We start from the raw sequence: 20,315 nt of genomic DNA, 5'->3' as shown, positions 1-20,315 counted from the left end.
AGCGGACAAAAATCGGCCGAAAGATACCTATTTATTTCTTACTCCATGTGTCTTCTTATTTTTCCCGGAACCGTTATCTGACGTGGATATTTGAAACATTTCTGCCAATTGTTTTTTTCCGACGCCTATCGTCATCAATCGTCCCGACTGAATTATTGGCTGACGCAAAAGTTCAGGATGTTCAACAATCATTTCCAATAATTCTTCGCGAGGCGGCAATTTGATATCCAGTTTTTTCTTGCTGTAAATCGGTGATGTCATATCAAGGTAATACTTGGGGTTTTGATATCCCAATATCCTGTGCAATTCTCTCCGAGTCAAAGGATTCTTATCCATGTCCCGGACTGATACAATAACACCATTTTCCTCAAGAAATGAAATTGCCTCCTCACACGAAGAATTGGATTTTTTACAATACATTTGCGCTCGTTTTAACATTATTCCTCCGGTAAGCAGGTGATTTTTTTGAAATTTCCAGTAAAAGACCTAATTAAGCTCAACAATATATTGTTTTTAATGCTATGAGCAAGTTTTTTTTATGATCAAACACCCCTCTATATAAAAAACATCGACCATTTTGTATAAAAACTTTACTCCACCAAAAGCAGTTTGAATTTGAATATCTAAAGACGTAAGTAACGCCGATATTGTTTAATCCTAAAAACGTGATTTTTACCAAATTTGTTTCAACTAAAACCAGAATATTATCGCTTGACTGCTACAGAAATACCGTCTCTTACGGGGAGCAGAGAGGTTAGAAATCGGTCATCCGAATACAGCATTTTCGTAAATTTGCGAATTCCTCTGGTGTCCGGGTCTTTCACCCTCATATCCATAACCTTGCCCGACCATAGCAAATTATCGGTGATAAATAACCCCCCCGGACGTAATAGGCGGTGAGCGACATCAATAGTCTCTGGATATTCTACCTTGTCGATATCATTAAGTACAATATCATAACCTACCCTCAACGGAGCAACTAATTCCAGTGCATCTCCCGGCAGGAATCTTATTGAGGTTCTAAGTCCGCCGCGTATGAAATATTGAAAAGCCCGCTCTTTATTGGAAGAATCGGCGTCGGTCATTACAATATGGCCTCGCCCGCCCATACCCAGCGAAAACCAATAAGCCGAATATCCGAATCCTGAGCCCAACTCAAGTATTTTTTTTGCCTTCGTCACCATCGCCATTTGACATAAAAATCTGCCCACCAGAGGACCAATAATCGGAAATCCCTTTTCCGCGGCGAAATCTTCCATCTCCTTCAGGATTTCCTCGCTCTGGGGAGTGATTTTATGCAAATACGAATCTATAGCCTCAAATTTCATATCTATCTCCTGTTTATTTCCTATAGTACCCAGTAGCGCAAAAAATTAAAGCATTCCGATAAAATAATTAAACGGAATCGCCTTACGATAGTCTAATAATCACTTTTAATCAACAATTTAAAACGTTACGAATAAAATTCCATCTGAAACTTTCAAATTGAATTTTGCCAGTCTGAGTTCCGGATTATCCATACATTTTCCGGTTATAATATCAAACTTATATCCGTGACCGGGACAGATTATTATACTTCCGTCAACGAATCCTTTTGTTATTACCACTCCGGCATGAGGACAATTAACGCCAATAGCATAATATCTCCCGTCAATATTATAAACCGCCACATCTATAGCCTCAAGATTATATATCTTTGAATCATTAACGGAAATCTCCGCGGCGGGGCCCAACTCGATCGACTTACTCATGAATTATTCGCTATCGGATTTATTGACAATTATATTCTGTCCTCAGAGATTCGTTTCCGCTCATCCGGACGCCGACGCTTTCGCTTTTTGGGGGTGCGGATTACCTGCGCTTTTCCGCCCGATAAATCCTGCAGATATGAGATAACTTCATCGACAAGATATTCGGGCGTTGAGGCTCCGGCGGTTAATCCGACATCGGTAACGCCATCCAACCATTCGGGCTCTAATGATCGCGCCGAATTGATAAGATAGGCCCGACCGCAAATCTCCTCCGATATGGAACGAAGTCTTTTCGAATTCGCCGAACTAGAAGAACCCACTACTAAAATAACATCAACCTTGCCGGCCAACGCCACAACGGCCGCCTGCCTTTGAGTCGTCGCGTTACAGATCGTGTTAAAAACTTCTATTTGAGGAATTATTTTTTTTACTTCGGCGCCAATTTGCTCAAAATCCTCCACTCGAGCCGTTGTCTGGGAAGTCAACGCGACTTTGGTTCGGGATAGATCAATATTCCGCAAATCCTCGACTTCGCCCATGACCCTGACTCTTCCTTCAGGAGCATAACCGACAACCCCTTTTGTTTCATCATGCTTCAAATCGCCGAAATGGATAATATCATAGTCTTTTTTTATTAAATCCTGAATGATATCATGAATCCGAATTACGAGAGGACAGGTTGCGTCAACTACTTTCAATCCGAGCTTTTCGGCTTCCTCAAAAGTCGAGCGAGGCTGTCCGTGAGCGGATATTATTATCGTGCCCTTCAAGGCTTTTTGAATCGAACTCACCAACCCGACGCCTTCTTGAGATAATTTTTCCACGACGGCGTCATTATGTACAATCTCATTTAATACATTGACCGGTCCCGATTTTGAATTTCCCGTCTCCTCGGCGATCTTTATTGCCCTTTTTACGCCCATGCAGAAGCCGTAATGCGATGCCAGTATTATCTTTTTGATGTTTTTCTTCATATGCTCGCTTTTCGATTGTTTAATACCTTTTTACGCATCGGGCCAGAATTTTGATATAAAATAATCATGCAAAAATACCGAACCGGTCAACTCGGGATGAAACGATGACACCAGAATATTATTTTGACATAGTAAAACCGGGTCGCCCTTCCACTCCATAAGTACTTGAGTCTTATCTCCCACATGAGTCACCCGGGGAGCACGAATAAAAACCAGATTGAGTTCTTCGGAATGACCGTTAAGTGAAATTTGAGAATCGGCTACGGTTGAAAAATATTGCCGACCGTAGCCGTTGCGGTCAATATCAATATCTATCAGGCCAAAAGCCTTTTGATCGCTGTTGTTGATTTTTTTCGCCAAAAGAATCATCCCGGCACAGGTACCCCAGACAGGCTTTTCTCTGGCAAAAGATATAAAAATATCCTCCAAATCAAAACGTACGAGAAGGTTGAGCATTGTTGTGGATTCGCCCCCGGGAATTATCAATCTGTCAATTTTGGAAAAATCTTCGGCGCGATGGACTTCAATTGTAGATACATCCAAACGCCGCAGAACTTCTTCGTGCTTCTGATAATCGCCCTGGAGAGCCAGCAAACCGACTGCGGGACGTTTAGATGTCATCGCGTATGCAACAGTTCCGATTCATCGATGGAGGCAACACTTCGGCCTTTCATGCCCTTGCCCAAACCGCGCGATATATTGGCCAGTTCCTTGGGATTATCAAAATGCGCCACAGCCATCACGATTGCCTTGGCCATCAACGCCGGATTTTCAGATTTAAAAATGCCCGAACCGACAAAAACTGATTCTGCTCCGAGCTGCATACACAACGAGGCGTCGGCGGGAGTAGCCATTCCTCCGGCCGCGAAATTGGGCACTGGCAAACGGCCGTTCTCAGCCACATACTTTACCAAATCCAATGGAGCCACAAGCTCTTTGGCCATTGTCGGCAGAGCGTCGGCGCGCGCAACCGTTAATCCCTTGATCTGACGATTAATCAGCCTCAAATGTTTTACTGCCTCGGAAACATCTCCGGTCCCGGCTTCGCCTTTAGTGCGAATCATCGCCGCGCCTTCAGCGAAACGCCGCAGGGCCTCGGACAAATTTCGGCAACCGCAAACAAATGGAATACGAAACTGAAACTTATCGATATGATTTTCATAATCAGCTGGTGTCAATACTTCTGACTCATCAATAAAATCAACTTCCAGCGCCTCGAGAATCTGCGCTTCCGCAAAATGCCCAATTCGGCATTTGGCCATCACGGGTATGCTAACCGTCGATTTGATTTTTTCAATAATCTCAGGGTCCGCCATGCGAGCTACGCCGCCTTCAGTCCTTATATCGGAAGGCACCCGTTCGAGAGCCATCACCGCCACGGCACCGCTGTCTTCGGCAATCCTGGCCTGTTCAGCATTGGTAACGTCCATGATAACGCCGTTACGCAACATTTCGGCCAGACCGACTTTAACCGTCATCAAATCTTTATTTTCATCCATAACTCTCTCCAAAAATTAATAGTTGTATGAAATCCTCTCCCCTTATAATCTCGCATTTATGCCGTTTACTTCGCCTTAAGAAGGCCAATTAAGATATATAATGCATTACCGAAACGCAACCCTGTTAAGGGCATCTAATCAATCGCCTGGCAATAATTTTCAAATTAAACTAAGGCACTGAGATGAGCATTTAGACGGCAAACCCTAATAAGAAATTGAAAATTCTGAGAGTATAAAATTCACATATTTATGCCTTTGGCACAAAATGGCCAAAATTTTGCCGCTTTAAAGCCCGAGTAATCAGTTCCTGTTGCTTTAGAAAAAACGGGCGAATTTCACAGCCCTTTTCATTAGTGCATTCGGGGTGACGATCATCCACGCACAGATTTACCCGTACTGGGCCCTCCATCGCCTCAATAACCTCTAAAAACGAAATTTCCTTGGACGAACGGGCAAGTCGGTATCCGCCGGTTACGCCTTGAAATGAAACAAGAATACCGGATCGGGTCAATTCTTTCAGTATTTTGGCCAAAAATTCGCGGGGAACTCTGCGCGCCTGGGCGATGCGTCCAATCGATGCCAGATCACCTTTTTTTAATTGCGATAAATATCCCACCGCCCGCAAAGCATAATCCGCTTTTCTTGATATTTGCATAAAATCCCAAATCCTTTTTTTTGTTTGCTTTTCATTAACCCCGTTTGCGCAAAAGCAATCAAATAACACAGGGAAAGCAAACGTGCCTGGTAAACTCTCCAACCATAATACGCAATAATAGTAAAACTCGACCAAGTTTTCCATATTTTTTTTGGTATTCTGGGTAATTTTTTTCCAGTTTAGTACATCTTATGGGAACTCTTTACCACAAATAGCATTACTCAATATAACGTATAGATTATTGTGGACTATATACACCCATGTAATTATGGGTCTTTTTTTGAAATCATCTCCGACCAAAATAGTCGGAGATCCAATAGGTCGGAATTAAGGATCATGTTTTCGCTATCAAAAAGGACTGAATACGGGTTGAGCGCCCTGACCTACTTATCTACGCTTGATGACGATCAGGTTACTAACGTCACCGAAATGGCCAATAATCTGGTCCTCCCCAAAGAGCTCCTTGCGAAAATCTTGTCGGAATTGGTAAAGGCCGGATTGGCGGTCTCTTACACGGGAGTATCGGGAGGTTTTCGATTGGCTCGAAACGCCGACGATGTTTCTCTGGCAGACATTATAAATGCTCTTGAAAAAAAACCGACCCTGATTGAATGCGTTCCAAATGAAGAAATTTGCGGTAGGTTCCCCATCTGCCGGATTCGTCGCCCAATGGAACGCGTCAATGACCAAATGGAAGGTATTCTAAGAAAAACCACTCTGTCTGATTTTACGATGGAGCACCATGAAGTTTGAAAATATTATCGGAGGATTGAGGATATGAAAACTCCTGTCTATATGGATTATCAGGCGACGACGCCTACCGATAAACGTGTCGTAGATGCCATGTTGCCTTATTTTTCCGAAAAATTCGGAAACGCGGCCAGCCGAAATCATTCGTTTGGCTGGGAAGCGGAGAAGGCTGTCGAAGGCGCTCGAGCGACTATCGCTGATGCGATTGGAGCCGCTGCTCGTGAGATAATCTTCACCAGCGGCGCTACTGAATCTAACAACATTGTTCTCAAGGGAATTACCGAAATGTATGCCTCTCGGGGCAATCATATTATCACGGCAAAAACCGAGCACCCGGCTATTCTTGATACCGCCGCTCGCCTGGAACGCCAGGGAATAAAAGTCACTTATTTGCCGGTTGACAAAGACGGCATCATAAACTTAGACGACTTGAGAAATGCCATAACCGAAAAAACAATACTGATTTCAATTATGGCCGTCAATAATGAGATCGGCGTCATCCAGCCGGTCGAGGAAATTGGCGCTATCGCCCGCGAGCATAATGTCTTTTTCCATACCGACGCCACCCAGGCCCTCGGGAAAATTCCCCTCGACGTCAACGTCATGAAGATTGATTTAATGTCGGTCTCGGCTCACAAAATATATGGTCCCAAAGGCATAGGCGTTCTCTACGTTCGCCGTAAAAATCCCCGTGTCCGCTGTGTCGCGCTGGTTGACGGCGGCGGCCACGAACGCGGTTTGCGTTCGGGTACTCTCAACGTTCCGGGAATTATCGGCTTTGGCAAAGCGGTCGAATTGGCCGTTGATGAAATGGAGCGTGAAGCCAAACGCCTGACCGGCCTTAGAGAAAAATTAAAGCATATCATCATGAACCGGCTTGATGAAGTCTATCTCAATGGTCACCCCGAAAAGCGTCTCCCCGGCAACTTGAATATTTCTTTCGCCTATGTCGAAGGCGAATCGCTTCTCATGGAAATGAATGACGTCGCTTTGTCATCCGGTTCGGCCTGTACATCAGCGACGCTTGACCCGTCCCATGTATTAATGGCCCTCGGAGTCGATGATGAACTGGCCCATAGCTCCATCCGTTTCGGCCTGGGTCGTTCCACGACTGAGGAAGAAGTCGAATATGTCGGTCAAAAAATTGTGCAGGCCGTCACGCGACTGCGGGAGATGTCTCCGCTTTATGAAATGGCCAAAGAAGGTATCGATCTGAAATCGGTCGCATGGACGGAACATTAAGAAAAACAAATATTTTTGGATATATAATCCGGAGGTTATAAAAATGGCTTACTCTGAAAAAGTAATCGACCACTTCAAGAATCCCCGCAATATGGGATCTCTTGATAAAAACGACTCCCGGGTCGGAACCGGCATCGTCGGTGCTCCCGAATGCGGTGACGTCATGAAATTGCAGTTAAAGATTAATGAAGATAACATCATTGAAGACGCCAAATTTAAAACCTTTGGCTGCGGTTCGGCAATCGCTTCATCATCCCTGGCGACTGAATGGGTCAAGGGAAAATCAGTTAATGAAGCTATGAAAATAAAAAACACCGATATCGTCAACGAACTATCTCTTCCCCCGGTCAAAATCCATTGCTCGGTTCTGGCCGAAGACGCTCTTAAAGCGGCCTTAACCGACTATATGGAGAAAACTGAGAAAGGGAATAAAGAAGAAACGGAAAAGAGCTTGCAGGATGAAAGGGCGGCATAATGTCAGAGATTAATACCGAAATGCAGGATACTATTCAGATAACTCCCGCGGCTATTGCCGAAGTTAAAAGACTTATCTCCAAACAAAAAGAAGATAGCTTGATGTTGCGCGTCGGCGTTCAGGGCGGAGGATGCAGCGGCCTGAGCTATGCCATGTCGTTTGATGATAAAATCAATCAGTATGACCGCGTCATTGAAATCAATGGCCTCAAAATTGTTATTGATCAAAAATCGTTAATTTACATGGGCGGCACGACAATTGATTTTTCAAATGAACTTTTGACGGGCGGCTTCCAGTTTGAAAATCCCAAATCCCTTCGGGGTTGTAGTTGCGGAACATCTTTTTCGGTTTAACGGGGGCGAAAATGAAAATACTGGAAATGACGCAATTTTTAGATAGCGGCATCATAACCGAAAGCGGTTTCTTTGATCGGCTCGAAAAATTCGACTGGGAATCGTATCGCGATGAGCGAGTTCTCGTCAAAGGCTGCGGCACGACCGCCATTCCCCCTTGGGCGTTTATGGCGGTAGCGTCCCGCCTTGCGGAAATAGCCAAAATCATCAAGTACGGCAATGAACATTCATCAATCCCGGTTTTTAGGCAGCGGCGTGGGGAGACTCGGCATGTCAACTCCTGAAAACATTTCATCCATACCGATTGATGATGTGCATCATCTTTGCTGGTCATGCAAAGAAGAAGTCGGCCCGGGACCGTTTTGCAAACATTGCGTAAAAATCCAGTGTGTCGATGATCTTAGCGATTATTTCAGGCTTTTCAATCTTGAGAAATCGTATTCTATCAATGAAGAGCTTTTGAAAAAACGATTTTACGATCTTTCCCGGCAATTCCATCCCGATTTTTATTCAATCCGGTCTGAAGCGGAAAAGTCCATTGCCCGCGATAACACCGCTTATCTGAATACGGCTCTCAAAGTCCTAATGGATCCGATTAAAAGAGCCGACTACCTTCTTTCGATTATGGTCGGTAACACACCCGGCAACCCGACTCCTCCACGGGAATTACTTGATGAGATTCTCGAGATTGGCGAGATTCTTCTGGGTGAAAGCCTTAATGAAAACCAAAGAAGTCAATTGATGGAAACATTGAAACGCTTTCGGGAGTTAAAAAATAAGCTCGTTCAATCGCTTCATCCGCTTTTCGACCGGCTCCTGCAAAACGAAACTAAAGTCGCCGATCAAATTGAATCTTCGCTGAACAATATCAAATATCTCAGAACGATTATCGGGCGCATCGAAGCGGCATTGAATCATATGGAGAATCGCAAATGACATCAAAGGAAAAACAAGCAGCCGCCATCGGAATTGACCTGGGCACGACCAATTCACTCGTCTCAATCGTTCGCGACGGTCAACCCGAGATTCTTTCGGGAGAGCATGGAGACATTGTTCCCTCGGTCATCAACATTGAGAACGACATATTAATTATTGGCATACCCGCTTACGATGCTCTGGCCGAAAATCCCGAGCGAACGGTTTATTCCATTAAACGATTAATGGGAAAGGCCGCCTCTGATATTGAAGATGACCTGGATAAACTGCCGTTTGAAGTCTGCGCCGACCTGCGAGGATTGGCTTCGGTTAAAGTCGCAGGTAGAGTTTACTCTCCGGTTGAATTATCCGCTTCAATATTGCGAGAGCTAAAAAAGCAAGCCGAGGACAATCTCGGTCATGAAGTAACCAAAGCGGTCATCACCGTCCCGGCATACTTCGATGATGCCCAGCGTCAGGCGACACGCGACGCCGGAAAGATTGCCGGGCTCGAAGTTATGCGTATAATCAATGAACCGACCGCCGCCGCCCTCGCTTATGGCATGAATAAACTAAAAAAAGGACAAGTGGTCGTTTACGACCTCGGAGGCGGAACTTTTGATATCTCAATCCTCAACGTCGAAAATGGGATTTTCGAAGTCTTGGCGACTGCCGGAGATACCAACCTGGGCGGAGATGATTTTGATAACGTATTGATAGAACTTATCAAAGCCGACGCAGAGGCGGTTAACTATCATATGGATATGGATGATCCTTATATCCGCGCCGTATTAAAAAGAGAAGCTGAAAACGCCAAGAAAGCATTATCTAATGCCGAAAATTTCCGTATAGCGCTGTTATTCGAAAATCAACGATTCAAAACTTCACTATCGCGCCGCAAATTTGAGGAAAAAATAAAACTATATCTGGATAAAACATTAAGCCTCTGTGGGCAGGCCTTAACCGACGCCGGATTGACAACCTCAGATATAGATGAAGTTATTTTAGTTGGCGGTTCAACCCGAATACCGCTTATCAGGAATGAAATCGAAAAATTCTTCAACAAAATTCCCCACAGCGATCTCAGCCCGGATACGGCCGTTGCTCTCGGCGCGGCGATTCAGGCCGATATCTTAACCGGCGGCCGCAACGACTTGCTCCTGCTCGACGTCACGCCTCTCTCGCTTGGAATCGAGACCATGGGGGGCGTCATGAATGTGTTAATCCCCCGCAATGGCAAAGTCCCCGCCGTCGCGACCGAGGTCTTTACAACTTACGTCGATGGTCAAACCGCGGTAGCGATTAACGTCTATCAGGGCGAGCGGGAAATGGTCGCCGACAACAGGCCTCTGGGCAGATTTGACCTCAAAGGCATCGAACCGCAAAAGGCCGGATTCCCTCGCATACTGGTTTCGTTTACCCTCGACGCCGACGGAATTTTACATGTCGCGGCCAGTAATAAAAAAACCGGCGAAAAACATGAAATTACCGTTGAACCGTCATACGGCCTGAGCCGTGAGGAAGTTAATCGCATGGTCAAAGCATCATTCGAAAATGCCCGGGACGATATCGAGAAAAGATTGTTTACAGAGCTGACTCAGGAATCCCAAACCGTAATCAAAGCCGCCGAAAAAGCCCTGGCAATCGTATCTGACGTTACAACTGACGAAAGGGAAGAAATTCTCGATACTATTGACGAATTAAAAGAAGCTATGCAGGGTACAAATTCATCCATCCTGCGAGAAAAACTCGATGATTTAAACGACGCCACCTCGGATTTGGCCGCCCGAATAATGAATCAATCAATCGGAGGCCTACTCAAAGATAAAACCGTAGGTGACGCCAAAAAACTGGCAACATAAAGGTAGATTATACATGATGCCAAAAGTAATTATCGATAACAAGGAGATCGTAGCCGACTCCGGCGAGAGTCTCCTCGATATCGCTCTCGATAACGATATCGAACTGGACCACAACTGCGGCGGGAATTGCGCCTGCAGCACTTGTCACGTCTATATCATCGAAGGCATGGACAACCTGTCGGAAATCTCGGAAGAAGAGGAAGACATGCTCGATACTGCCGAAGGTCTCAAACTGGAATCACGTTTGGCCTGCCAGTCACGCGTGCAGGGCAATGTCAAAATCGCGATTCCGCCCCGACCGCAATTGTAAATAAAGGGAATATAAAAATGACCTGGAGAGATGCTGAAGATATAGGGTACGAATTATACGAGACGTTTCCGGATTTGAATCCACTGGATGTGCGCTTCACCGATTTACATAAGATGGTGACTGAGCTTTCCGGATTTGACGATAATCCGCGGGCGTCCGATGAAAGAAAACTGGAAGCTATTCAGATGGCCTGGCTCGAGGAATACCAGGACGGAAAGTAGCTTCCGTTTGCTGTTGCTATACTCTTACCTCCCACTCCCAAAAAGCCCCGTTACGCAAGACGGGGCTTTTTGTATATGTGGGGGACAGCCTCTCGACATCTGCCCCCGATTGTTAATGTTTCGCGAGGATATTCCGCCTTCCAATAGGATTACCATAGTCATATTTATTTTAATTCCCACACCTTAAATTTGCGATATGCCGCTACCGTTCTAGCCATTTGCCTGAATCCTATTTTACCCCCGTTCAATACAGGGCCCCATCGTTCATTACCGGGATCTGTAAAGTCCAATGTAACCCGACCATTTACCGAAAATTGGATGCGATTATTATCTTTTATGAGACATACTTTTGAAAACTCATTTCTTCTCGGATGGATACCCATTTCCCCCTTGCCCAAACTTGAGATATTATTCGCTTTGAGCAACCATGAAGTCGAATAGTCGGTTGTTCGATTTACCTTTCGATTAGTATAATAAAATAAAAAATAACTCGCTATCGCTCCCGAGTGGTATTGGGGATAATGCCCGTCTCGAACCGGAAGTGCCGGATCAAAAATATCTTCTCCATTTTCTCCTGTTGCTGAAAAGAAAACTCCGGCCAATCCATATTCTGATACCGGTTTAAATTCCCATTCGGCAACGAAGCTCTGCGGCATATCTTCCCGGCACCAGAAATTGAAATGTCCAGTCGAAGGATCGGGAGGATCAGGTATTTTGGAGCGAACATAAATGACATCATCTTCTGTATCTATAATTCCCGGACCTTCTACAATCCAAGCCTCGATTCCTCCGCCTTTATCATTCTCCGAAGTATAAACTAATTTCCCTTTGCGAGACTCAACCTCCATGGGAGCGGAAAACTCCTTCTGCCACAAAACATTTATCTCGGAACCAATTAAATCTTTCTGCAATAAATTGCTGACTTCGGCTGCTGTCGAGTACCTTGGTATTACAGTCACATCGGTCACCCGCAATGGCCCTTCGCCCAATTCCACTCGGGTCGCTTCATTCAGAATTTCCCAAGGGGTGTAATTGAGAGAATCCTCTGTACGGAAATCGATACCCTGAAAATATCCATTTGATATTCCGGCATCAGCATCCCAGGTAAGAACAATCGAATATTTATCCGGACCGGGCAACTCTTCTGGCGTTAATTGAAAACCACGATGAGACTGAGTACTGTCCCACATAAATTGAATCCTCACATCTGAATAACGTCTTATGAAGACACATTTCCCCAAACCCGGCAGAGTAAGTAATACTTGTTTTACGAGAGAATCTGAGTAACCGTTATAATAGGGCTTGTCAGTCTCTACTACGAAACTAATAGTAGCTTGATTTTTGATCGGAGTAATCTCAAAATCCTGATTTTCTCCGGTACAACTAATCAGGCAAATCAAAACCTGTGCACATATAACTAAATCAATTATTATTCGTTTGATCAAATGTCCCTCCTTTAAAATAAATGCAATTTACCTATTAGCTATTTCCATTATGGGTAAAAAAAATGAAGAATCTGTCATGTAATGTCAAGCATAATCGTATCAAAGCAAGGCCCAGACAATAAAATCCCAATTGATGCCCTTATTGAACTTTCGTATATTTTTTTGGGTTTGGTATTCCGTTTAATATGGGGAGTCTCGGGATGGAGCCTGCAACGGGCTTCAGCCAATATCCGTACTCTTCCAATGTGTGAGGCACAAATCTTATTCCTCAGTGAAACCGTAAACCTGACGCGGGGCCAGGAATTCCGGGAACTTATCGATTAGCTTTCTTCGAACAAGGTAACAATAATGACACTCATCCACAAATTCACCTTCGATAGTTATGCCGTGGGCCTGGGCGAGTTCCGCCGGGCCACCCTTGCTCAATGGCCCACAAATCGGATGCGCCGCGGCGTCATACTCTCTAATTATTGCCGAAAGAGGCTTCTCCCACATATTACCAATACTCAATCCCTGACATACATGGACATTTCCAAAAGAATCCACGTGAACGCGTTTAGGCTCGATAAGTTCTTCACGAGTACACTCCCGAAATTCGCCGGGTGGTTTGGTCGGTAAACCATTGGTCAGTTTTTCAACCGCACGACCCTTAAAAAGCGCACCGCCTCCAATTACCGGCTCTCCTTTGCCTTCAGCGGGCGGCTTTATGGACGGTTTTTCAATGCAAATTGGAGTGGGTTGCAATCCTAATTTTGAAGCAGCTTCGGCGGCTTTTTTGGCGGAATTATCTTTTTCTTCTCCATAATGAAAAGCGTCATCACTCAAATTTAAAGTCTCAATTCCGTTTTCCAAAAGTGGCTTTAGCCATAGCTCGGCATCATCGGTATTTGTTGCCCAGTAACAATTAGTAACGACGCCTTTTTTAAAGCCAGCTTCACCAGCCAATCGAAGTCCTTCGACTAAAAGAGGGTAATAAAGAAACGGCTCACCGCCTTCGAAGTAAATCCACTCCACCGTGCCAAGATTCTTTGCTTCGTCAAGCACCTCGTTTATCTGACAGGACGTAAAAGTTCCCTCGGCGTGTGGCCCACAATATAAAAAACAGTGATCGCATTCATAATTACAGGTGTACGTAAGGAGAAAGTGAATTCCTTTAAGCATTGATTGTATTCCTATATTATCTTTGCGTATCTGTTAAATATATTCACAAATCAATTCGCGTCATCCCTTTTATAGAATCAAAACACTTTCCCCCATGCCCGGGTGCTCAACAGCTTGCTGTGAGATTCCAACCCGCTCATAAAACCGTAATCTTGAATTTACATCGTTTACCGCCGCGAAGAACCGACTCCAAAAGCTCAACCTCGACTTCTTTTCCCAATAATAATTCATGCCATTCCTTCACATAACCCACCGAACACAAGCAATAAGAATCCGATAAACCTTCGGGCAATGTCTCAACAAACGGACAAAGACATTGACCTTCATCAGATGGTAATCCCGTCTCGGCCGCCGACATATATTGAAAATAAATCGTATTCCCCTCTATTCGAACCGAATCATTGGTCACGTTCTCTTCGACCCAGGTTTTATATTCTTCCAGGGTTTTTCTTTTGATCTTCTGGCCCGATTTCTTTATCCAGTTCCGATAGCAGGCCTTACCCTTGGCCATAATGACCTTATTCCGAGTTTCTTCATCCAGTGAATTGTCCAAAATATCAAAAAACTGCTTGACCCATTCCTCGGCGAATTTTATTCTCGTTTCCGAACGGGGCATCCCCTTATTGCCTTGATTATCATTACTCATATCACCTACTTCCCCCACCGGCTCGTTAATTTTATTCCCCGTTTGCCCAGTTCTTTTCTGAATATCGCCGGATCAACCGCCAATTCCTGAGGTATCACACCTCGTTTGGCAATATGCCCGGCGCAGGCCATCCACGCGATAATCGTCACCGGAAACGACGTACACCGCATCATCGCCGTCAATCCGGTCTTCTTATCCTCTTTATCTATTATCTCAGAGATATATTTGCGCTTCTTGCCTTTGATTTTCCCTTCGGTCATCACCCGCACCAATGTCAGGTCAGGCTCTCCAAAACTCAGATTTTTATCCAATACCGCTTTGAATACTGAACGGGGCGCGACTTTAACGCCGTCAACCTCTATTTTATCCCAACTATCCAGACCGATAGCCATCATCGCTTTGAATTTTTCACAATGTCCCGGATAACGGATAGTTTTGTAATCGAGATTTTTGAGAAGTTTACCGTACGTCTTCGGAAGCGTCGATGTTCCTCCCGAAGTCGTAAACGCTTCCAGTTTGCCTATCCCCCGAAACGACAGCGGTTCAATTTCGGTCATCGGAGCAAGTTTTACTTTTTTCCCGCTTCGAATCGCTACCACCGGCTCATAATATTCGTTAATCAATCCTTCAGCCGAAAACAGCATTTGATAATCAAGAGGCGGACGAGGCTTTTGAGGCAGTCCCCCTACTCTGATATGCAATGATTCCGGCTTGTCAAATTTGGCCAAATCCCCCGCCGCGATCACCGACACCATCCCCGGTGCCAACCCGCAATCGGGAATCACGACCACTCCCGCTTTTTTAGCCTGAGCATGCAATTTGAATTCCTGATCTACAATCGTATTATTCCCGCCCAGATCGAAGAAATGAGCTTTAGCCCTAATCGCCGCACTGGCCAAACCGGGATTATATTTATATGTCACTGCCGATATCACCGCGTCATATTCTTTGAACTGCCAGAAGGCAGTTTTCAAATCACCAGCATCGAGTTTCTTAACAATTGTTTTTTTGCCGCCATATTTCTTCGCGACGGCTTTGGCTACTTTCAAATCAATATCAAACAGTCCGATTTTTACGACATCATTATTTCGCGCCAAGTCATAAACTGCCGCTCGTCCCATCAATCCCGCCCCGACAACAGCAATCTTCATAGTTCAATCCTTTCAAAATTCTATGATGCTTCAGACAATCAGAGAATCTACAATAAATATGCTGTTTTGACAAGAGGCATTGAATTTTAGAATCGAGCATGCAGACCCGCAATCCTATTTAGATTCTAAAACAACTGCTTATTCTTACGAATAAACCTCTTCGTGGCTTGTGTTCGTCCCGTGCTCCAGCAATTCGCTCTCATTCCAGAACCGTAGGGAAAGAGCCTGCAGGGTTCCTGCCGCATTAATCCATAAATCAATAAACTGATTGCCATTATCATATAAATTTGGTATTATGAACCCGATTGTGCGAATTCACAACGAGGGCAATTAGGCAGAACATTTAGATAATTCTGATTTGAGAAGTGATAATTCTTATTCCACATCTGAAGATGTGGGGGACCCTGCTGTGAGGCACCCGGTTTTAGGGGTAGGTGAATGTAAAGTACATTATTAGGAGATTTAATTATTATGTCTGATCATTCAAAGGCTATTGTACCGATAGAATCGTGGTGTTATTCTTCTCCAGAAGTAAGATATAAGGGGATTTCAATTGATATTGGCTTAATGGCCGAAGCACTAATATACTATGATCGAATATACTTAAATGTTTCCAATCAGCCTCAATTTGCGGAGATTCTCAAGTGGTTTATTAAACAAGGGATGTATCAGGAATTACTCCAACTCATGAAAGAAAATATCATAAGCGTCTATGAATATTCTTTTGCTACTGCCCCGGTTAATCACTCTGGAAGCTATATTCTTGTAAATGTCCAGGATGAACTCCAGCAAGAACCGAACACATTCGGTCAAAGATTCTTGGAACATGAGGATGTTCGAGCTTGCTTCGATTCACCGGCAGATATTCAGGGGCTCCATGATGCTCTGGAAAATGGAGTCATTGAGGCAAAGGCGTCAGATTATGGTCATGCGGTCGAAAATGCAAAAGCCGATTTTGACGATGAACTTAGACTTGCTAATCTTCTTCAGACTTTTTTGGACGAAGTATACCCAATCCTGGGTTGGGGAAAGCCCCTTGATGTCTCAGTCACAGTAAAGCAAAAGTCTGGGAAAAAGATTATAACTTGGAATGTGAATTTTGCGAAGATAGCGGATGCGCTTGGAGATAATCTGAATTTCCATAATGGAATACCATTGGCTGGACTCGGTGTCTGCAATCGATTAATACAGTCTGCATCGGAATTAAACTGTGATCTATATCTTGGAAAGCCGATGTCTTCTTTAGTCGGTAACAAGTTGTACGAGGTAAATTATAAGTACTTAAAACCTAAGGATGTAATAAATCAATTAATTGCCGAGGTAGAATTCCCAGATATTAGGTCTATGGTCAATAATGAACAGATAGGAATTAAGGAAATACTCAAAATACGTAAAAAGGCCGTCAGATTTCGTGATTGGCTACAAATGGAAGGTGAAAAAGACAGAAATGCCATCATCGCCTATCATCATGAGTTGTCGAAGGAATCGGGATTGCTGAAATTCGGTAGAAAAAGCCTCAACATTTTCGGCATTTTGGGTGGCTCAATAGCAGGCGCAATAATTAGTAATAGCGTAGGCGGGCCAGGGGGCGCAGCTTTGGGATCTGTTGCGGGCGCTGGAATTGTATACTTAACAGACATAGGATCGAAGATTGGACAGGAGTGGAGACCCGTTGTGTTTGGAAATTGGTCGAAAGAATATATAAAGAAGATTTTGCAGACTAAGACTGGTGGCCCATTGTCCCCGTGAAACGGGAACGGGTGGATTCCCGCATGGAGCATTTACAATTACTCCACAATCCCACCGCTATTTCCGAAAACATCCGTGTTTATAGGATGAAATATTTCTACAGCAGAGCGATAATTAAAAGGGGAAATAGTCTTTTACGAAGTACTAAAAAGGACAAAACGAACCCAATTCGTTGCAAGCTTAACTGTTGTTTATCATTACAAGGAATTTTGTAAAATGCAAATGTGGATAACTCTTCCAGATTCCCGTATTTGGAATGACAGACAGACATTGAAAGTAGTGGCGCGGTTTCCGCGCCCGCGATTACATTGGCGCAATATCTTTCGGGTCGGGAAATCCGGCCCATACAAAATAATTCTATATTTGTCATTCTCGAGAGCGGAGCCCCTAATGGGCGAAGCGAATCGGGAATCTATACAGACAAATCATCTATTGACAAATTTCGCATTTTCTTCAAACGCTGCATGGATACCAGCTTTCGCTGGTATGACAATGAGAATTTGGAAGAGAAATACAAATGGCCTGCTACATAGGAAAAATTAGAATATGGCGCGCGACAGCCAAAAAGTGGCGTTGCCACCGCGACAGCCAAAAAGGGATTACATCCCCTTATGCCTGTCGTAATCACCACCGATTTGATATGACCCAAAACGTTAATCTGAGGAAACAAACCCATTTTGGAATTTGCTCACTGTTCCGTCGGTTCCTTAGCGAAGCGGTGAACCGACAGTAGGTCATCTACGCGACAGCCAAAAAGTGGCGTTGCCACCGCGACAGCCGAAAAGGGATGATATCCCCGACAGCCAAAAAACAGGCTTCCGCCTGTGGACAACTTTGCTAAATATGAAACTCGATGATATCTTTGTCCTGAAGGACGTAAGATTTCTGGACACGCTGGCCGTCGTATTTGCCGGAACCCCAGATTTTGGCAAATTGTAATTTGTGGGCAAAATCTTTATGAAGCATCAAAGCCGCATTTTCGACTGTCGAACCGAGAGGGACGATAATGGGGTCGGAGAAATCAGGCTCATGTCCTATCGTTTTGGTATAAATGCGCATAATATTCAGATTCTCAAACACCGTCCTTTTGAATCTCTCCAGCGTTTCATCATCGAGAATCGAGGTCCCGACGACGGTAAACCCGGGATAGAGCTCAGAGAACCTGCTGAAACGCTTCTCTCCCCCTTCGTCATATATCTTATGGGCCGCGATAATCGTTCGTTTATACGCCAGGCTGGGATCGTCAATATCTTCCGGGTTGGGAATGGTATGAATCAGGATAACCCGTCGCTCTTTGAGCTTATCGAACACGTATTGCATCCGCGTTTCAAAGCCATCATCGCCAACCCCGGCCACGAGGCAAATCAAGTCAGCGTTACGGATAATTCCAAGCATCCAGGCTTCAAACATATCTGGGGAAATCGGAGGCGTATCGACCAGTTGAATCTGAATAGTCTCAAACAGCATCATCCCGGCCATCGGTTCCCGGGTTGTATAGGGGTAATCGGCGATCATCGGATTGGCATTGGTCAGGGCGTCCACCAGCGAGGATTTACCGGAGTTCGGAGGACCAATCAGGACAACCTGACCCGCGCCCTCTTTGTCAATATGATCAAGAGACGCCGATTTGGCGGCGCCGCTTTTGACTCCGCCGGAAATTATTTGTTTTTTGAGCTTGGAAATTTTGGTTTTCAATTCGGCCTGAAGCTTATCGGTGCCCTTATGTTTGGGCATCATAGCCAGAAGCTCCTGGGCCAGGCGCAATTTTTCCCGGGGATCGCGTTCGGCTTTATAGACCCGTTCCAGTTCGTAATATTGCGGCGGCAGATTGGCCGGCATGGCAACGTTTCCTCCTCCTGCCTTAAAATAGCGATATTCTGCCCCCCCGTCAATACGAACGAACATTTTGAAGATGAATTGTTGTAACAAAAACTGTGCGGGATACGGCCGCGAGACCGATAAAGATATAGGTAATAAATTTATAAAATTCGCTTGACAATTTTGGATTTAAGTATAAAATAAGGCACTCGACGCTTAGAAAGGTAGTTAACTGATGTCGAAAGTTTGTGAAATATGTGGAAAGAAGCCGGGAGTCGGCAATTCGGTCTCTCATGCTCAGAATCGTACCAAACGGCGCTGGAACCCTAATCTCCAGACCGTGCGCGCCAAAGTTGACGGCGTTCCGAAAAAAATGAAAGTATGTACATCCTGTCTCAAGGCGGGAAAAGTAACCAAGAACGTTAAGAAGAAATCATAAAAGCACCAACCCCCCTGTCAATAAGAACCGCCGCCTCGCGTTAGTGAGACGGCGGTTTTCTTAATGAATGAATACGTAAATCCTATTTACGGCTGTGCGATTATTCCATCAATTTCAGGACCGATGAGCTCATCACATTGGAATGCGCCAAAAGCGCCATTCCGGCTTTTAGCGTTATCTTGTCCCGGAGCAGATTTGATATTTCGGCAAGATAATCGGTGTCACGAATCATAGATTCCGACGCCTGCAAGTTCTGTACAGTTACTTCCAGATTCGAGCGGTGAGCCTCCAATCCATATTTTTGATGCGCGCCGTTTTGACCTTGCGCCGCGTCAAGCTCGGATAATGCCTTATCAATCTGGCCAATCGATTGCTGAACTTTTTCCGGAGTTGAAAAATCGATATTTTCCAATTTGGAAACATCGGCCATTGAATTTTCTCCGGCTCCGAAGATTTTTGAGCCATTGAAACTGGCGGTATCAACAATATGATTATATGTCGATGTCATATTGTCGGCTGTCGCTTGATAGGCGTCATCCATCGCTTGCGAGTTAAACCCTGAATTAGCCGCTCCCACCGCCTGAGCTCTTAATTCGTTGAGATTACTGCGCAATTCACCGATATTGGCATCGGCCGTTTCATACTTCCTGATTGCCAGAGTTGTGTTTTCGATTTCCTGATTTAAAGACCCAATTTTGGAACGCAAATTTTCGGAAATCACAAGTCCCGCCGGATCATCAGAAGCTCGATTGATGCGCAAACCCGAAGTCAACTTCTCCATTGTTTTGTTCAAACCAGCATACGATTTTCCGATATTAATAGCCAGTCCGCTACCGATCCTGTCATCGTTAATTCTAATAGTCATAGTGACTCCTTTGGTTGCCAATAAAAGTGCAAAT

The 20,315-nt window shown here is 44.7% G+C and carries 24 protein-coding genes; 11 read left to right on the top strand and 13 right to left on the bottom strand.

Features of this window, described 5'->3' with window-relative positions:
• Window positions 1-27: 27 nt before the first annotated feature.
• From V3V99_15005 to V3V99_14975, 7 genes are all read right to left on the bottom strand, one after another.
• Window positions 28-438, bottom strand: coding sequence for an ArsC/Spx/MgsR family protein (locus V3V99_15005; GenBank protein MEE9443971.1), 411 nt, complete (start codon window positions 436-438; stop codon window positions 28-30).
• Between the two features lie 266 nt (window positions 439-704).
• Window positions 705-1,328 (bottom strand): O-methyltransferase, encoded by a 624-nt coding sequence (locus V3V99_15000; GenBank protein ID MEE9443970.1) that lies wholly within the window; start codon window positions 1,326-1,328, stop codon window positions 705-707.
• A gap of 117 nt (window positions 1,329-1,445) precedes the next feature.
• Window positions 1,446-1,751 carry a Rieske 2Fe-2S domain-containing protein gene (locus V3V99_14995; protein ID MEE9443969.1) on the bottom strand — a complete coding sequence of 102 codons (306 nt, stop codon included), beginning with the start codon at window positions 1,749-1,751 and terminating at the stop codon, window positions 1,446-1,448.
• Window positions 1,752-1,780: 29 nt separating this feature from the next.
• Entirely contained in the window at window positions 1,781-2,725 is a 945-nt protein-coding gene (gene ispH, locus V3V99_14990; GenBank protein ID MEE9443968.1) for a 4-hydroxy-3-methylbut-2-enyl diphosphate reductase, read from the bottom strand.
• A gap of 30 nt (window positions 2,726-2,755) precedes the next feature.
• A complete protein-coding gene (pdxT, locus tag V3V99_14985; protein MEE9443967.1) occupies window positions 2,756-3,346 on the bottom strand; it encodes a pyridoxal 5'-phosphate synthase glutaminase subunit PdxT in 591 nt (196 codons plus the stop codon).
• Window positions 3,343-4,203 carry a pyridoxal 5'-phosphate synthase lyase subunit PdxS gene (gene pdxS / locus V3V99_14980; GenBank protein MEE9443966.1) on the bottom strand — a complete coding sequence of 287 codons (861 nt, stop codon included), beginning with the start codon at window positions 4,201-4,203 and terminating at the stop codon, window positions 3,343-3,345. The genes pdxT and pdxS overlap by 4 nt, the downstream gene beginning before the upstream one ends.
• A 268-nt stretch (window positions 4,204-4,471) precedes the next feature.
• Window positions 4,472-4,879 (bottom strand): Rrf2 family transcriptional regulator, encoded by a 408-nt coding sequence (locus V3V99_14975; protein MEE9443965.1) that lies wholly within the window; start codon window positions 4,877-4,879, stop codon window positions 4,472-4,474.
• A gap of 336 nt (window positions 4,880-5,215) precedes the next feature.
• Here V3V99_14975 and V3V99_14970 point away from each other — a divergent pair, with 336 nt between their 5' ends.
• The 9 genes from V3V99_14970 to iscX are packed head-to-tail and all read left to right on the top strand — an operon-like array spanning window position 5,216 to window position 11,007.
• Entirely contained in the window at window positions 5,216-5,632 is a 417-nt protein-coding gene (locus V3V99_14970) for an Rrf2 family transcriptional regulator (protein ID MEE9443964.1), read from the top strand.
• Between the two features lie 24 nt (window positions 5,633-5,656).
• Window positions 5,657-6,871 carry an IscS subfamily cysteine desulfurase gene (locus V3V99_14965; GenBank protein ID MEE9443963.1) on the top strand — a complete coding sequence of 405 codons (1,215 nt, stop codon included), beginning with the start codon at window positions 5,657-5,659 and terminating at the stop codon, window positions 6,869-6,871.
• Window positions 6,872-6,914: 43 nt separating this feature from the next.
• The gene (iscU, locus tag V3V99_14960; protein ID MEE9443962.1) at window positions 6,915-7,346 is read left to right on the top strand and encodes a Fe-S cluster assembly scaffold IscU; all 432 of its coding nucleotides are present in this window, start codon (window positions 6,915-6,917) and stop codon (window positions 7,344-7,346) included.
• The gene (locus V3V99_14955) at window positions 7,346-7,699 is read left to right on the top strand and encodes an iron-sulfur cluster assembly accessory protein (protein ID MEE9443961.1); all 354 of its coding nucleotides are present in this window, start codon (window positions 7,346-7,348) and stop codon (window positions 7,697-7,699) included. The genes iscU and V3V99_14955 overlap by 1 nt, the downstream gene beginning before the upstream one ends.
• An 11-nt stretch (window positions 7,700-7,710) precedes the next feature.
• The gene (locus tag V3V99_14950; protein MEE9443960.1) at window positions 7,711-7,983 is read left to right on the top strand and encodes a DUF2480 family protein; all 273 of its coding nucleotides are present in this window, start codon (window positions 7,711-7,713) and stop codon (window positions 7,981-7,983) included.
• The gene (hscB, locus tag V3V99_14945; GenBank protein MEE9443959.1) at window positions 7,970-8,635 is read left to right on the top strand and encodes a Fe-S protein assembly co-chaperone HscB; all 666 of its coding nucleotides are present in this window, start codon (window positions 7,970-7,972) and stop codon (window positions 8,633-8,635) included. The genes V3V99_14950 and hscB overlap by 14 nt, the downstream gene beginning before the upstream one ends.
• Complete coding sequence (gene dnaK / locus V3V99_14940) at window positions 8,632-10,476, top strand: molecular chaperone DnaK (GenBank protein ID MEE9443958.1); 1,845 nt, start codon at window positions 8,632-8,634, stop codon at window positions 10,474-10,476. The genes hscB and dnaK overlap by 4 nt, the downstream gene beginning before the upstream one ends.
• Before the next feature lie 13 nt (window positions 10,477-10,489).
• Window positions 10,490-10,786 (top strand): 2Fe-2S iron-sulfur cluster-binding protein, encoded by a 297-nt coding sequence (locus tag V3V99_14935; protein MEE9443957.1) that lies wholly within the window; start codon window positions 10,490-10,492, stop codon window positions 10,784-10,786.
• Between the two features lie 17 nt (window positions 10,787-10,803).
• Window positions 10,804-11,007, top strand: coding sequence for a Fe-S cluster assembly protein IscX (iscX, locus tag V3V99_14930; protein MEE9443956.1), 204 nt, complete (start codon window positions 10,804-10,806; stop codon window positions 11,005-11,007).
• 164 nt (window positions 11,008-11,171) lie between these two features.
• Here iscX and V3V99_14925 read toward each other — a convergent pair whose 3' ends face one another.
• The 4 genes from V3V99_14925 to V3V99_14910 all read right to left on the bottom strand — a co-directional run bounded on the left by V3V99_14925 (window position 11,172) and on the right by V3V99_14910 (window position 15,410).
• Entirely contained in the window at window positions 11,172-12,452 is a 1,281-nt protein-coding gene (locus tag V3V99_14925; protein MEE9443955.1) for a DUF1961 family protein, read from the bottom strand.
• A 261-nt stretch (window positions 12,453-12,713) separates the two neighbouring features.
• Window positions 12,714-13,613: a radical SAM protein gene (locus V3V99_14920; GenBank protein ID MEE9443954.1), complete on the bottom strand. Its 900-nt coding sequence runs from the start codon at window positions 13,611-13,613 to the stop codon at window positions 12,714-12,716.
• Between the two features lie 136 nt (window positions 13,614-13,749).
• A complete protein-coding gene (locus V3V99_14915) occupies window positions 13,750-14,259 on the bottom strand; it encodes a DUF6144 family protein (GenBank protein ID MEE9443953.1) in 510 nt (169 codons plus the stop codon).
• A 5-nt stretch (window positions 14,260-14,264) separates the two neighbouring features.
• Window positions 14,265-15,410, bottom strand: coding sequence for a saccharopine dehydrogenase C-terminal domain-containing protein (locus V3V99_14910; protein ID MEE9443952.1), 1,146 nt, complete (start codon window positions 15,408-15,410; stop codon window positions 14,265-14,267).
• A 471-nt stretch (window positions 15,411-15,881) separates the two neighbouring features.
• Between V3V99_14910 and V3V99_14905 the strand changes: the two genes are divergently transcribed.
• Window positions 15,882-17,159: a hypothetical protein gene (locus V3V99_14905; GenBank protein MEE9443951.1), complete on the top strand. Its 1,278-nt coding sequence runs from the start codon at window positions 15,882-15,884 to the stop codon at window positions 17,157-17,159.
• Between the two features lie 837 nt (window positions 17,160-17,996).
• On the opposite strand, the gene V3V99_14900 is transcribed toward V3V99_14905, so the two are convergent.
• On the bottom strand, window positions 17,997-18,998 hold the full coding sequence (locus tag V3V99_14900) for a GTPase (GenBank protein MEE9443950.1): 1,002 nt from the start codon (window positions 18,996-18,998) through the stop codon (window positions 17,997-17,999).
• Window positions 18,999-19,212: 214 nt separating this feature from the next.
• Here V3V99_14900 and rpmB point away from each other — a divergent pair, with 214 nt between their 5' ends.
• Window positions 19,213-19,416, top strand: a complete 204-nt coding sequence (gene rpmB / locus V3V99_14895) for a 50S ribosomal protein L28 (GenBank protein ID MEE9443949.1) — start codon at window positions 19,213-19,215, stop codon at window positions 19,414-19,416.
• Between the two features lie 100 nt (window positions 19,417-19,516).
• Here the strand turns inward: rpmB and V3V99_14890 are convergent, their stop codons facing one another.
• A complete protein-coding gene (locus V3V99_14890; GenBank protein MEE9443948.1) occupies window positions 19,517-20,281 on the bottom strand; it encodes a flagellin in 765 nt (254 codons plus the stop codon).
• Window positions 20,282-20,315: the final 34 nt, after the last annotated feature.

It is taken from the genome of Candidatus Zixiibacteriota bacterium, from assembly GCA_036480375.1.
Taxonomy (GTDB): Bacteria; Zixibacteria; MSB-5A5; order GN15; family JAAZOE01; genus JAZGGI01.
Note: the sequence above shows the minus strand (reverse complement) of the source record. Positions and strands in the feature narration are given on the sequence as shown.

Excerpts from the sequence above, each read along its gene's own strand:
- V3V99_14890 (MEE9443948.1), bottom strand. The coding sequence starts at position 20,281 with ATGACTATTAGAATTAACGATGACAGGATCGGTAGCGGACTGGCTATT.
- dnaK (MEE9443958.1), top strand. The coding sequence starts at position 8,632 with ATGACATCAAAGGAAAAACAAGCAGCCGCCATCGGAATTGACCTGGGC.
- rpmB (MEE9443949.1), top strand. The coding sequence starts at position 19,213 with ATGTCGAAAGTTTGTGAAATATGTGGAAAGAAGCCGGGAGTCGGCAAT.
- V3V99_14965 (MEE9443963.1), top strand. The coding sequence starts at position 5,657 with ATGAAAACTCCTGTCTATATGGATTATCAGGCGACGACGCCTACCGAT.
- V3V99_14935 (MEE9443957.1), top strand. The coding sequence starts at position 10,490 with ATGATGCCAAAAGTAATTATCGATAACAAGGAGATCGTAGCCGACTCC.
- iscX (MEE9443956.1), top strand. The coding sequence starts at position 10,804 with ATGACCTGGAGAGATGCTGAAGATATAGGGTACGAATTATACGAGACG.
- V3V99_14905 (MEE9443951.1), top strand. The coding sequence starts at position 15,882 with ATGTCTGATCATTCAAAGGCTATTGTACCGATAGAATCGTGGTGTTAT.
- V3V99_14955 (MEE9443961.1), top strand. The coding sequence starts at position 7,346 with ATGTCAGAGATTAATACCGAAATGCAGGATACTATTCAGATAACTCCC.
- iscU (MEE9443962.1), top strand. The coding sequence starts at position 6,915 with ATGGCTTACTCTGAAAAAGTAATCGACCACTTCAAGAATCCCCGCAAT.
- V3V99_14975 (MEE9443965.1), bottom strand. The coding sequence starts at position 4,879 with ATGCAAATATCAAGAAAAGCGGATTATGCTTTGCGGGCGGTGGGATAT.
- V3V99_14920 (MEE9443954.1), bottom strand. The coding sequence starts at position 13,613 with ATGCTTAAAGGAATTCACTTTCTCCTTACGTACACCTGTAATTATGAA.
- V3V99_14915 (MEE9443953.1), bottom strand. The coding sequence starts at position 14,259 with ATGAGTAATGATAATCAAGGCAATAAGGGGATGCCCCGTTCGGAAACG.
- V3V99_15000 (MEE9443970.1), bottom strand. The coding sequence starts at position 1,328 with ATGAAATTTGAGGCTATAGATTCGTATTTGCATAAAATCACTCCCCAG.
- V3V99_14950 (MEE9443960.1), top strand. The coding sequence starts at position 7,711 with ATGAAAATACTGGAAATGACGCAATTTTTAGATAGCGGCATCATAACC.
- pdxS (MEE9443966.1), bottom strand. The coding sequence starts at position 4,203 with ATGACGGTTAAAGTCGGTCTGGCCGAAATGTTGCGTAACGGCGTTATC.
- V3V99_14900 (MEE9443950.1), bottom strand. The coding sequence starts at position 18,998 with ATGCCGGCCAATCTGCCGCCGCAATATTACGAACTGGAACGGGTCTAT.
- V3V99_15005 (MEE9443971.1), bottom strand. The coding sequence starts at position 438 with ATGTTAAAACGAGCGCAAATGTATTGTAAAAAATCCAATTCTTCGTGT.
- V3V99_14970 (MEE9443964.1), top strand. The coding sequence starts at position 5,216 with ATGTTTTCGCTATCAAAAAGGACTGAATACGGGTTGAGCGCCCTGACC.
- V3V99_14910 (MEE9443952.1), bottom strand. The coding sequence starts at position 15,410 with ATGAAGATTGCTGTTGTCGGGGCGGGATTGATGGGACGAGCGGCAGTT.
- pdxT (MEE9443967.1), bottom strand. The coding sequence starts at position 3,346 with ATGACATCTAAACGTCCCGCAGTCGGTTTGCTGGCTCTCCAGGGCGAT.
- ispH (MEE9443968.1), bottom strand. The coding sequence starts at position 2,725 with ATGAAGAAAAACATCAAAAAGATAATACTGGCATCGCATTACGGCTTC.
- hscB (MEE9443959.1), top strand. The coding sequence starts at position 7,970 with ATGTCAACTCCTGAAAACATTTCATCCATACCGATTGATGATGTGCAT.
- V3V99_14995 (MEE9443969.1), bottom strand. The coding sequence starts at position 1,751 with ATGAGTAAGTCGATCGAGTTGGGCCCCGCCGCGGAGATTTCCGTTAAT.